Genomic DNA, 12,915 nt, shown 5'->3' with positions numbered 1-12,915 from the left:
TTATTGGTCCTCTTTTTTTAGCCGACTTAATTTCTCTTCTAATTTTTTTATTAAAGATGGATCAGCTTGTTCTAACTCATCTATCATATGGTTCACAACAAGATCTCCAAATTCACCCATTAATTCCTGTGTCATTTTCTTCGTTTGATTAGATAAAAATTCTTCCTTCGTTTGTGTAGTACGATACATACCACTTCTTTTCACAATATGCTTTTCTAAATGTGCTTTCTCTACTAATCTGTTCATAACTGTCATTACAGTATTAAAATTCACCGGGGATTCTTCACTTAATCTCTGTTGCACATCTTTAATGGTAATACCCTCAGTAGCCCAAACAATTTCCATTATTTTCGCTTCAAGCGGTCCGAAAAAGTGATTTAACCCTTGCTCATTTAACTTGTAGTTTTGAGTAAACATCGTATGGCCCCTTTCACACTACAGATTGTAGTATAAAATATATAGAAGGTCAAACATAAATGATATTAACTGATACTTAAATGAATCCTAATCTTCACTAATTAGTTATCTGTACCACGTTCGATTCATTGTAAACCTAACTTCTCTCCAAATGTATCATAGAGATAATATTCTAATATTTGCACACTAAATTTCTCGTTACGCCCAAGTGCAAATAATTCCCGATCTTTAGCTACGATAGTATCTAATGGAATCACCACATTATCCACTATTTTTGTAATTTCAATTATATTACTTTCTACGTTTACTTCTGTTTTAAATTCAATATTTTCTAATACTATATGTGAACGTCTTCCTGATGCAAAAAAAGTAAAGTTAGGGTTTTTAAAAATTCCAATTTCACTCTCTAACGGATATAAATATTTATAAATTATATCTCTGTGTCCATCTTTTATTATTTTTTCATCTTTTTCATCATCTAAATATTCTTTCACCTTCGCTGCGAACTCAAATCGAAAATCCACTCTTTCACGCTCCCTCTTTTTAGTCTACGCTAATAAATATATTAATATAATTTAACTATATTATAAAATAAGTTCCTATAAAAAGTAAAAAACACTTTTGTAAAACTTTTGGTATTCCCTGTACTTTTTAAATATAAATACTCTTTCAACATTCATTAGTACGTCGTTATATTCATTTAAACATATTGTCCCCATATTTTGAAACAATATTTTCCAGTATTATATATCAATAAAGTGAAACTTTAATCAATGGGGATTTTGTTCATCCCCCATTGATTATTAGCCCACACCAATCGGGCGTTTACGGGCAGCAGGGCTCCCACCTAACTGCTTTGCTCCAATCGAATTTTGAGGCGGGAGTTTACTGCCCTCAAATAGCGGGATAAACTGCTTCTAATTCCTTTCTATCCACAGCTATCGACCCCTTATGCTATTTCAATATATTGTTTACTTTATTTCCCTTATTCATTAAATCACAGAAGGAATGTAACTCCCCACTATCGAATTTTTACATAACAAATATTATTAGGTGGTGCTTTACTATGAAATTAGCTGTCATTGGTGGCGGTGATTTACAAGATCCAAATCACTTGCATATTAATGAACGACTTATAGAATTAACGAATAAACAATACCCAAAAGTATTATTCATTCCTACAGCTAGTCGTGATGATGAAGGATATATAAAGTTATTTTTAGCAACATTTGAAAAGCAATTACATTGTGAGGTTCAAATTTTACGCATTTCAACCGAAACACCTACTAAATATGAAATAGATGAGATGATTCATTCTGCCGATTTAATTTACCTTGGCGGTGGAAATTACGTTCACATGCTTGAACAATGGAAAGAACATAAACTAGATGAAAAGTTACTATTTGCTTTAAAACGTGGAACACTTATTGCAGGATATAGTGCCGGTGCTATGTGCTGGTTCACATCTAGCATTCGTTCGGATTATGAAGGTTCCGGTTATATAGAAAGTAGTGGCTGGGGGATTGTTAACAAAAGATTTTGCCCCCATTACAATCAATTAAATAGAATGAATGCCTTCCATACGTTTTTACAAACGCACCAAGGTAATATAGAAGGTATTGCATTAGAAGATAATTGTGCTTTATATATTACAGAAGGTTCATTTGAAATTATCGGTGAGCCAGATACAGCTTGGGAGTTTTATATGAATAATGGAGAACTCATTAGACAACATTTTGACATAACTTTAAAAAGTTATTTATAAGCATTCATAAAAAAATGTCCCTAAGTATAATGACTTAGGGACATTTTCATCTTTTAACTCACTAATCGTGTAATTCGTTTCTTCTGCCATGAAAGCTTATAATATGCATACTGTAATATTAAGCTGACGATGAATGCAGCTGGATACCCAATCCATATCCCTTCTATTCCAAGGCTCGTATGGTAAGAAAGATAATACGCCACAGGTACTTCAACAAGCCAAATTGATACAACACTGATTACAGTTGGCCATAATACAGTACCACTTGCTCGCATTGTCGCACTAATAATTTGTGCATGACCGAAAATTAAGTAGCTCCATAATGTAATCATGATTAGACTATGAGCAATGTCAATTGTATTTTGACTTGTTAAAAATAGTGCTAAAATATCTCTTGAGAACAAGTAAATAAGAGATATTAATACACCACCAATGATGTAATTCATAATAATTCCGGCCTTAACAACTTTCTGTAATCGATCAAATTGGTTCGCACCAATTGATTGCGCTGCAAAAATTGATACGGTAATGCCGAGGCTAACCGCTGGCATTTGTACATAACTTGCAACTTGGTTCACAACACCATACGCCGCTGTTGCATCTGAACCGTACCGATTTACAAATGCGATTACCGCGATCTCTGATAATGAAACTAATATCATATTAATACTCGCTGGAATACCGAGGCGTAACAATAATTTTAATAACTCCCAGTCCATACGAAGATATTTTCTTACTGTCCCGTCTAATTGTAGTGGATGATTTTTCTTCTTTAAATACACTAGCATGACAATAAACGTAATAACTGTAGATATAACAGAAGCATATGCTGCTCCATAAACATCTAATTTCGGAGCTCCTAACCAGCCAAAAATAAGAATTGGTAATAAAATCATATTTAGCGCTGTACTTACGATTAAAAAGTAAAATGGCGTTTTTGAATCTCCTGTACCTCTCATAAATGTTGTATATGCAAAATATAAGAATAATACTGGCATAGATATAAATAAAATTCTTGCGTAATGCACACTTATTTCAATAATATTTTCTGGCGTTCCCATAAGACGCATAATATCCATCGCAAAAATACTACCTATTATCGCCAACACGACTCCGATAATAAAAGTAAACGTAAGCGTCGTACCAACGATAGCTTTTAAGCGCTCCTCATTTTTAGCACCAAATGCCTGACCAATTAAAATTGAACTACCAGAACCAATTCCAATTACAAATGAAACGAGTAGGAAAAATAACGGGAAAAATGCCGATATAGCTGCTAGATCATTTACGCCAAGCCATCTTCCTACTACTACCATTCCAAATAACTGTCCAACTGACTGTAATACATTACTTAAAAGTAACGGCACTAAAAACATGGACATCGATTTCCATATCGGCTTATGTTCCGTTTCTGACTTCTGTGACTCTACACCTTCTTTATTGTTATCTGTAGGTGGTTTCAAATTTCATTTCCCTTTTACTAAAAATCTGTTTTTCAACTTCTATCTCTTTGTATAGTTGTTATAACGATGTGCTTCCATTCATTTTCTTTTCCGTATTATTATAACTTCACCCAATATTGGCTTCCATCAGCTGTTCTATCTAAAAACCCATATTCGATTAAATATCTTCTTAAAGTTACAAAATCCGGGTATACACTTTCTATGACAGTATTTACTTCTTTTTCATTGTACTTTTTATTACTATCAAACTTCGTCACTAAATGGCGTAATATAATTAATTTACGCTTTTGCTTCTTCGGAAATTTAGAAAGCGGTCCATCTAATCCTTCTATAAAATGTGCTTTTAATACTTCCTCATTTTCTTCTTCCGTAATATTGTAGCGATCATCCACCATCGTTGCTGTTCTATGAATGGGTACAAATTTCGTTTGTACTTTTGATTTTTTTTCTGACAGTTCCATTAACGCTAAAAACACTTTCGCTTGCTTCATTTTTTCTCGAAGTGTAAATCGATGATTACGAATGGTTGATGTACTTCCGCCATCCATCTCTTTTACAATCTCTTTATCATTTAGCCCCATATGGAAAAACTGAACCATTTTCTTTTGCAAATCCGTTAAACCCGTATACTTCTTATCAAGATTTAATAAATAATCAAACATAGACGTATGTTCATTTTGCACATGCAATTGCACAAACTTCTCTGCTTCATACAAAACTTGATTATCTTGATAAATAACCCCCTTAATAAACGCTTCTCCACAAGCTAAACAAATATATTCCTCTGCTTCCGCTTCAAACACATACCCTTTCTTCAATTCCTCAACCGATGCATCCCAAAACTTCTCTGAAATATCACTCACACTAAACACTCCTTCAAAACGTTTATTCAAAAACCAAACAAATCACAATAACGTTTATTACCACTTCACCATCTTAACATAGCACAAACAAACATTTCAACGTTCCGTTTACCCATTTTATAAACTTTTATAAAAAAATCTATTAAACAAATTAAAAAAGGACTTAAAGCAACGAAAAGCGAATGTGTTTAATAAATGAATTTAGGATGTGAAACAAAACATGACTATTCTGCACGACCCTTGGTTTACTGTTAAACAAATCGCTCGAAATACATATGCGATTAGTGAATATGGACATTGGGAGAAGTACATTCCTTCTTACTTGTAGGCGATACCACCGCACTCCTTATCGATACTGGACTAGGTATCGATAAGATGAAACGTATAACGGACCAACTAACAAACTTACCAATTACAGTTGTCACAACACACGTTCATTGGGATCATATCGGTAGTCACTCACAATATGAAGAAATCTATGTACATGCTTTAGAAGAAGATTGGCTCATTAACGGCATAAAAGGACTTCCTATTACTCAAATTAGGCACGACATCGCTCGTGACATTACTAAACCTACACCTAAAACATTTCAACCTGAAACATTCAATCCATTTCAAGGAACACCAACAAAATTACTACAGGATGGAGACATTATTGATATCGGAAATAGGAAAATTCAAATTATACATACTCCAGTTCACTCATCAGTGATATATTTGTATATGCGATTATAAAACTGCGTTTTTATTCACAGGAGATTTACTTTATGAAGGCACGATTTTTGCGTTTTATCCATCGACAAATCCTGTAGACTTAGTTCAGTCTCTAAACAAAATTACAAACTTCTCTCCTATTAAACAAATTTACGGTTCATATCATACACTTGGTCTTTCTCCTACTATATTGAAAGAAGTAAAATACGCTATTCAATATTTAAGTGATAACAACCTCGTTCAACATGGAACCAACATTCACTCATTCCAAAACTTCAGTATTCAATTTTAACTACAAAAAAGGTGTTTCCACATATAGAAACACCCTTTTTACCCTTTATATATTTTATAAACAACTTCCACTAAAACTTTACTCGCTTGTACAAATACATGTTTTCGCTTTCCATCCTCAGCGAATCTATTTGAGCAGCCATTCATAATCATCATACAACTAATTATGACTAGCACTACACTTCTATTCTTGTTAGTCACTTTATGCCACTCCACTATTAAAAACTTCATTTAAATTTACCCTATCAAAAAATTTTACACGAATAATAAACCGAAAGAATATGCAATTCTGCATATTCTTTCGGTTTATTACGATGTTGTGATTTAATTTAGTTAAATAACACGTATAACGAGGTGACTAACTTGAAGTTTAAAGCGAAAAAAAATCCATTTCACGTCATTTTTATTACATTATTTATAATTATTTTTTTCATTTCGCTATTCTTCCAAAACGAAAATTCTATTTTTTTCACTCTTATGATGCTGTTAAATATCGTGAATCTCTCTTCATTCTATTTCTCTCACTACAACATAACGGAATCTTCTCTTATTGTAAAACACGGTTTCATATTACGTACTGAAATTCCATTTGAAGATATTCGTCACATTAAATACTCTGGCAAAACACTCCGTTCAGAAAAATGGACTAGGCAGCAATTAGAAATTGATTATAATTTATTTGACTCTGTGACAACTTTCGTACCACAAGAAGAAGAAAAATTCATTTCACTCTTAAAAGAGAACTGCCCACATATGAAAGTAATGAATACGTCTTCTAACAAATAATATCTTTTGGAGCTTGCAGTAGTACAAGTGGCGGAAACATAAAATAAATATCAAAAAAAGCCAAGATTCTAAACTAAGAACCTTGGCTTTTTCTATTACTCTTTCGGAGCAATCATTTTTTTCGGATCTACAATTTCATCAAATTGCTCTTCTGTTAATAGGCCCGATTGCAATGCTGCTTCTTTTAAAGTTAACCCCTCTTTATGAGCATGCTTCGCAATTTTCGCTGCATTTTCATATCCTATATGCGGGTTTAATGCAGTAACAAGCATTAATGAACGATTCACATTCTCTTTAATTACTTCTTCATCCGCTTCAATGCCAACTGCACAATTATCATTAAATGAAACAATTGCATCTGCTAATAAGTGAGCGGATTGTAAGAAGTTATATGCAATAACTGGTTTAAATACGTTTAGCTCAAAATTACCTTGGCTCGCAGCAAATCCGATTGTTGCGTCATTTCCCATCACTTGCGCTACAACCATCGTTAACGCTTCACTTTGCGTTGGATTTACTTTACCTGGCATAATAGAGCTTCCTGGCTCATTTGCCGGAATAATAATTTCTCCTAGACCACTACGTGGACCACTTGCCAGCCAGCGTACATCGTTAGCGATCTTCATTAAATCAGCTGCTAATGCCTTTAATGCACCATGCGTATATACAACTTCATCATGGCTCGTTAATGCGTGGAACTTATTTGGTGCAGAAATAAATTGCTTACCTGTAAATTGGCTAATTTCCTCTGACACCATCTCACCAAATTTAGGATGAGCATTAATACCTGTTCCAACTGCAGTACCACCAATTGCAAGCTCTTTCATATATGTATTGCTCTCTGCAATCATACGCTCTGTTTTTTCAAGCATACGGTGCCATCCGCTAATTTCTTGTCCTAATGTTAACGGTGTTGCATCTTGTAAGTGTGTACGACCGATTTTAATAATATGTTCAAATGCAGTTACTTTTTCTGCTAATGTTTCTTTTAATTTCGTAATAGCTGGCAATACATGATTTTCTACCGCAATTACACACGCTACATGAAGTGCTGTTGGGAACGTATCATTGGAACTTTGAGACATGTTCACGTCATCATTCGGATGAATATGTACGTCAGATCCCTTTTCTTTCAAAATTTGATTACCGCGGTTTGCAATTACTTCATTTACATTCATATTCGATTGTGTACCACTACCCGTTTGCCATACGACAAGTGGAAAATGTTCATTCCATTTTTCTGCGATAACTTCATCAGCAGCTTCCACAATTGCTTGCGTCTTCTCTTCTGATAGCTTTCCTAAATTTTGATTACTAAGCGCTGCACTCTTCTTTAAAATCGCAAATGCTTTTACAATTTCAAGCGGCATATGCTCTGTTCCAATCGGAAAATTTTCCTTACTACGCTGCGTTTGTGCTGCCCATAATTTATCAGCTGGAACTTTTATTTCTCCTAATGTATCTCTTTCAATTCTGTACTCCATTTTTTCATCCCCTTGAAAATATAATACCTACATCTCTTATATTAACAGACTTTTAATCAAATGATAAGAATTCTCACTCATATATACAAATATTCAATATTTTTTTCATAAATTCCTCTTGACCTAAACTTAGGTTTAGGCTGTATCCTTTCCATTGTAACCTACTATAACGACACTGGAGGAATTCAAAATGAAAAAATATGCTTTCATAACAGGTGCGAATAAAGGGATCGGATATGAATTGGTTCGTCAATTAGCAGAAAAAGACTATCACGTATTTTTAGGTGCTCGTAATAAACAACTTGGACAACAAGCCGTAGAATCTTTAAATGTTTCAAACGTTTCCTATATTCAAGTAGACATTTCTAGTGCTCAATCCATTCAAGAAGCAATCAAAAAAATCCATGAAACGACTGACCACTTAGATTTATTAATCAATAATGCAGGCATAGCACTCGACTTCCATACGCTACCTAGTGAATTAAATATTGAAACTTTACGCCAAGGATTTGAAGTTAACTTTTTTGGAACATTCCAAATGGTGCAAGCCTTTTTACCATTATTAAAGAAATCAAGCAACAGTAAAATTATAAATGTAACAACTGACATGGCCTCACTAACAATGTTTGCTAGCGGTGAAACACACCCAATTAATACATTAGGATACAATTCTTCAAAAACAGCTATTAATGCTTTAACATTAGCATTTAGCAAAGAATTTGGTACTAACGGTCCAGCAATTTTCGGAGTAACCCCTGGTTTTACAACTACTGACCTAAATGGAAATTCCCCAGGTGGCCATACGACCAATGAAAGTGCTAAAATTATTATTAAATATGCATTAAGTGAAACAAACTATAATGGTAAAATACTAAATAAAGACGGCATTATACCTTGGTAATAAAGGGATGAATGATATGTATTATACAATTGGGCAAGTCGCCAAAATGCACCACTTAACTATTTCTCAAATACGTTATTACGATAAACAAGGACTGTTCCCTTTTCTTAAAAGAAATGAAAAAGGAGATCGCGTTTTTGATGAAGAAGCACTGAAATATTTAGAGATGATTTTATGTTTAAAAAACACCAGTATGCCAATTCAAAAAATAAAAAAATTTATCGACTGGTCTATGGTGGGGGAATCTACCATCCTTCAACGGTTGGAATTAATGAAACAACAGGAGACCAATGTCTTACAGCTCATTCAAGACACTGAAAAAAACTTAAAAAAGATACAACAAAAAATTGCTAAATATGAGGACGAAATAACTTCTTCAACTCCTATTATAAAATAAAAAATCACCTTCTACATATTGTAGAAGGTGATTTTTTATTTTATGATGCTTGCTTTCCTTTATCTGCATCATCTACATACCAAATGAACTTGCCTGTATATCCATAAATAACTGCTAAAATGAGTGATACGAAGCTTAGCCACATAAATGGAACGTATGATAATGTTGATACACCTAAAATACCAGCCATAAAAATACCATTATCAGACCATGGAACCATACCAGAAGTCAAAGTTCCACCTACTTCTGAGTTACGTGCTAATACGCGGCGATCTATTTTTAATTTATCATAGCTTTCTTCCATAATTTTTGGTGTTAAAATAAGTGATACGTACATCGCACAACCAAATATGTTAGCTAAAAATGCAACGATTAGTGTAGACAATGTTACATTACCTGCAGAATTTAATTTCTTCTCAAATTTCGATACGATTACCTTTAGAACACCTAGCTTTTCAAGTAATCCACCAAAACCTAAGCCGAAAATAATAACGGCTACTGAACCAAGCATACCATTAATTCCACCACGATTTAATAACTTATCGACAAACTCGACACCAGATTGAATTGAGAATCCGTTATATGCTGTTCCAATTGCCTCTCCAAAGTTCATTCCTTGGAAAAGTGTTGCCCAAATTGCACCAATTAAAGCTCCCATAGCAATTGTTGGCATAGATGGTTTCTTCATCGCCAATAGCACAATAACAATTACCGCTGGAACAAGCATCCATATTTTAATATCAAAGTGCTTTAATAAAGATTCTTTTAAAAACTCAACTCTATTTAAATCTACATTATCCCCGCCATACATCCATCCAGCAACAGTAAACATAATGCTGGTAATAATATAAGCTGGAACGTCTAATACGAGCATAGCTCGAACGTGAGCAATAACATCTACTTTCGCCATAGAAGCTGCAAGAACTGTGCTATCAGAAAGTGGTGATAATTTGTCTCCGAAATAAGCTCCTGAAAGGACTGCACCCGCAACAAGCGGAAGTGGTAATCCAAGCCCTTCACCTATCGCCATCATAGCAATACCTGCAGTTCCAACTGTTCCCCATGATGTTCCTGTCGCGATAGAAGTGATTGAACAAATAATTAAAGTTGCCAATAAGAATATGCTAGGGTGAATGAATTCTAATCCATAATAAATTAATGTAGGTACAACCCCACCAGCAATCCACGTTCCAATTAAAGCCCCAACTGCAACTAAAATAAGAATTGCTTCTAATCCATTAGAAATCCCTTTCGTAATTGCATCTTGCAATTCTTGATAACGAAATCCTAATCTTAATCCAAGCGCAATAACTAAAAACCATGAAATAAATAGCGCTAATTGAATTGGGAGATCAAAAATCGTTTGGAAGGAAAAGACGACAGCAAGAAATAGGCATAAAAGAATAATAATTTCTAGCATCGATGGTAATCTTACACTTTTCATTTTTTTCTCTCCTTACAAGTCGATAACATGATGTATGTAGTCTTACATGTATGTAGTATACAATTAGCGAAGACAAAACAAAATTTTCATATTATTTCGATTTATTTTTCCAGTATAATATATTCACAACCCTTTCTATTGTAAAAGTAGATTGCGCTTTTCGCAATGAAAAATATAAAAAATGTTGTATTTTTATTTATTTAGATAAAAACACCTAATGAAATAAAACTTTAATCAATGAGGGTTTTATCCATCCCCACTAATTATTAACCCATAATAACCTTTTTAATATTTGCCTCAACAAAACTTTTTACTACCGCTTTCACCTCATATGTAATAATATATTTCCACATAAAAAAAGAGCATACATCATTTAATCGATGCATGCCCCTCTTTTATTTATACATATTTTGTATCTCTTCTTTATTTTTAAGTATTTCCGAAAACTTATCGCTACAACCTTTCGGAAATAAAACTCCGAGTCCATATGAATGCCCAAACTGAAAATGAGGGTATTTCACCTTGACCTCATCCCAAAACTTATACACACCGAAATCACCGTTTTTAACTTCAATATCATGAAATAATACAATACCGTTTTTCGCAACTTTAGGTAACCATGTTTTATAATCATGAGAAACAGCTTCATACGTATGATAGCCATCAATATGCAAAAGATTTATCGTTTCATCTTGAAACTCATCCAGAGCATCATCAAAAGTAGACCGAATTAAATTCCCTATATTCAGGTAGTTATCCCTCACCACTTTTTCTACTATTTGAAAAACCCCTTCTCCATATGGACCTGTATGCCCATCTCCAGCCCAAGTATCTACAGCAAAACATTTTGTTGCTAACCCACCATCTTTTACCCCCTGGCAAAAACTAAAAAATGAAGCACCTAAATGCGTACCTAACTCAACTAAAGTTGCTGGTTCTTCAAATCTTACTAAATCATATGCGAAATCTAAATGCCCACTCCACGCAGATTGTGACCGAATAATAGGACTAAAATTTTCAAATTCAAACGATGGTTTATGAGTAACCCAGTTCATCACGTATCTCCTTATACACATATTTTTAACAAACCAAATTACTCTTATCTTTATTTTTTTGGCGTCGCGATTATGATTATATTTCATAAAAAGATGATCGTTCTTAATAAAATGAAAATTTAATCAGTGGGGGTTTTTCCATCCTCCACTGATTATTAGCCTCACCAATTGGACTTTTACGAGCAGCACGACTCCCACCTAACTTCCTCGCATTCGCCGAATTTCAAGGTGGGAGTCTTACTGCCCGTTAATGCGGGATAAACAATTTTATTTTAAATTAGAAATTTCAGTTTATTGATATTCCATTCTGTGATATATTGCATATTGTATTCAATATATTTTTTTAAAAAGGAGGACTTATATATTTTATGGATTCAAATCGTTTAAAAGGAATTATTATGGTTGTAATCGGTGCTTGTTTATGGGGCTTATCCGGAACAGCTGCGCAACAACTTTTTCAGTATGAAAACGTTTCTACTGAATGGTTAGTTACAATCCGTTTGCTTATATCCGGTGCTATTTTGCTCATTATGTCATCATTCGGAGCGAACAAAAAAGAAATATTTGGAATTTGGAAACAAAAGTCTGATGCAAATAAGATAATTTTGTTCGGGCTTTTAGGCATGCTTGCTGTACAGTACACGTACTTCGCTTCTATTAAAGAAGGAAACGCTGCTGTTGCAACTTTGTTACAATATTTAGCCCCTATATTTATCACTGTATACTTACTTTTCAAATGGAGCGTTCGTCCATCAAAAATTGATTATATTTCAATTACCCTCTCATTAGTAGGGACTTTTCTCCTATTAACAAACGGTTCTGTTCATAACTTAGCTGTATCTACACCTGCTATCATTTGGGGCGTTTTATCTGGACTATCTCTTGCATTTTATAGTTTGTATTCAAAAGAATTGTTAGAAAAGTGGTCTTCATCCGTTATCGTTGGATGGGGGATGATCATTGGGGGGATTGGCGTAACGATTTTACACTTTATTTCCACAAACGAATTCATTTTATTATCAACTATGAAATATGTAAAACTAAGTACCCTCCCGCTCATTACATTTGTCGTCATTTTCGGGACACTCATCGCATTTTATTTATACTTAGATAGCATAAGATACCTTACGCCTAAAGAAACAACATTATTTGGCTGTACAGAACCACTCGCAGCTATTATTTCTTCTGTGCTTATTTTGCACGTACCGTTTCAATCTTTTCAGTTATTAGGTGCTTTTTGTGTAATTGTAATGGTGCTCATATTAAGCCAAAAACCGGATAAAGGAAAACCAAAATTAAAGCTTGTTAATACGAAAAAGAAATATATACAATGAA

General features: G+C 33.8%; 13 protein-coding genes and 2 pseudogenes. 7 read left to right on the top strand and 8 right to left on the bottom strand.

What is annotated here, in order from left to right:
* Positions 1-417 (bottom strand): BlaI/MecI/CopY family transcriptional regulator, encoded by a 417-nt coding sequence (locus tag JFU54_RS24865; RefSeq protein ID WP_201066742.1) that lies wholly within the window; start codon positions 415-417, stop codon positions 1-3.
* A 125-nt stretch (positions 418-542) separates the two neighbouring features.
* Positions 543-941 carry a DUF3942 family protein gene (locus tag JFU54_RS24860; RefSeq protein ID WP_002031084.1) on the bottom strand — a complete coding sequence of 133 codons (399 nt, stop codon included), beginning with the start codon at positions 939-941 and terminating at the stop codon, positions 543-545.
* Between the two features lie 542 nt (positions 942-1,483).
* Here JFU54_RS24860 and JFU54_RS24855 point away from each other — a divergent pair.
* Positions 1,484-2,182 carry a peptidase E gene (locus JFU54_RS24855; RefSeq protein WP_002031081.1) on the top strand — a complete coding sequence of 233 codons (699 nt, stop codon included), beginning with the start codon at positions 1,484-1,486 and terminating at the stop codon, positions 2,180-2,182.
* Between the two features lie 53 nt (positions 2,183-2,235).
* On the opposite strand, the gene JFU54_RS24850 is transcribed toward JFU54_RS24855, so the two are convergent.
* Positions 2,236-3,645, bottom strand: a complete 1,410-nt coding sequence (locus JFU54_RS24850) for an MATE family efflux transporter (protein ID WP_002086395.1) — start codon at positions 3,643-3,645, stop codon at positions 2,236-2,238.
* A gap of 98 nt (positions 3,646-3,743) precedes the next feature.
* Positions 3,744-4,508 carry a DUF2087 domain-containing protein gene (locus JFU54_RS24845; protein WP_088039153.1) on the bottom strand — a complete coding sequence of 255 codons (765 nt, stop codon included), beginning with the start codon at positions 4,506-4,508 and terminating at the stop codon, positions 3,744-3,746.
* A gap of 220 nt (positions 4,509-4,728) precedes the next feature.
* Between JFU54_RS24845 and JFU54_RS30410 the strand changes: the two are divergent.
* Together JFU54_RS30410 and JFU54_RS24840 are read left to right on the top strand one after the other, a co-directional pair.
* Positions 4,729-4,815: pseudogene (locus tag JFU54_RS30410) on the top strand (MBL fold metallo-hydrolase); the annotation flags it as partial.
* Positions 4,789-5,514 (top strand): annotated as a pseudogene (locus tag JFU54_RS24840) (MBL fold metallo-hydrolase). The pseudogenes JFU54_RS30410 and JFU54_RS24840, both read left to right, overlap by 27 nt.
* Positions 5,515-5,552: 38 nt before the next feature.
* On the opposite strand, the gene JFU54_RS24835 reads toward JFU54_RS24840, so the two are convergent.
* On the bottom strand, positions 5,553-5,744 hold the full coding sequence (locus JFU54_RS24835; protein ID WP_002141208.1) for a hypothetical protein: 192 nt from the start codon (positions 5,742-5,744) through the stop codon (positions 5,553-5,555).
* Positions 5,745-5,876: 132 nt separating this feature from the next.
* Here JFU54_RS24835 and JFU54_RS24830 point away from each other — a divergent pair, with 132 nt between their 5' ends.
* Entirely contained in the window at positions 5,877-6,299 is a 423-nt protein-coding gene (locus JFU54_RS24830) for a PH domain-containing protein (RefSeq protein ID WP_044441536.1), read from the top strand.
* A gap of 95 nt (positions 6,300-6,394) precedes the next feature.
* On the opposite strand, the gene fumC is transcribed toward JFU54_RS24830, so the two are convergent.
* A complete protein-coding gene (fumC, locus tag JFU54_RS24825) occupies positions 6,395-7,783 on the bottom strand; it encodes a class II fumarate hydratase (protein WP_002141206.1) in 1,389 nt (462 codons plus the stop codon).
* Between the two features lie 190 nt (positions 7,784-7,973).
* On the opposite strand from fumC, the gene JFU54_RS24820 reads away from it, so the two are divergent.
* Entirely contained in the window at positions 7,974-8,684 is a 711-nt protein-coding gene (locus JFU54_RS24820; RefSeq protein WP_088039152.1) for an SDR family NAD(P)-dependent oxidoreductase, read from the top strand.
* A 7-nt stretch (positions 8,685-8,691) separates the two neighbouring features.
* Complete coding sequence (locus tag JFU54_RS24815) at positions 8,692-9,081, top strand: MerR family transcriptional regulator (RefSeq protein ID WP_080019756.1); 390 nt, start codon at positions 8,692-8,694, stop codon at positions 9,079-9,081.
* Positions 9,082-9,121: 40 nt separating this feature from the next.
* Here JFU54_RS24815 and nhaC read toward each other — a convergent pair whose 3' ends face one another.
* Complete coding sequence (gene nhaC / locus JFU54_RS24810) at positions 9,122-10,525, bottom strand: Na+/H+ antiporter NhaC (RefSeq protein ID WP_002135474.1); 1,404 nt, start codon at positions 10,523-10,525, stop codon at positions 9,122-9,124.
* 395 nt (positions 10,526-10,920) lie between these two features.
* A complete protein-coding gene (locus JFU54_RS24805; RefSeq protein WP_002030981.1) occupies positions 10,921-11,580 on the bottom strand; it encodes a class I SAM-dependent methyltransferase in 660 nt (219 codons plus the stop codon).
* A 368-nt stretch (positions 11,581-11,948) separates the two neighbouring features.
* Between JFU54_RS24805 and JFU54_RS24800 the strand changes: the two genes are divergently transcribed.
* Positions 11,949-12,914, top strand: coding sequence for a DMT family transporter (locus JFU54_RS24800; RefSeq protein WP_016103098.1), 966 nt, complete (start codon positions 11,949-11,951; stop codon positions 12,912-12,914).
* Position 12,915: the final 1 nt, after the last annotated feature.

It is taken from the genome of Bacillus sp. TH19 (assembly GCF_016651075.1).
GTDB classification, from domain to species: Bacteria; Bacillota; Bacilli; order Bacillales; family Bacillaceae_G; genus Bacillus_A; species Bacillus_A mycoides.
Note: the sequence above shows the minus strand (reverse complement) of the source record. Positions and strands in the feature narration are given on the sequence as shown.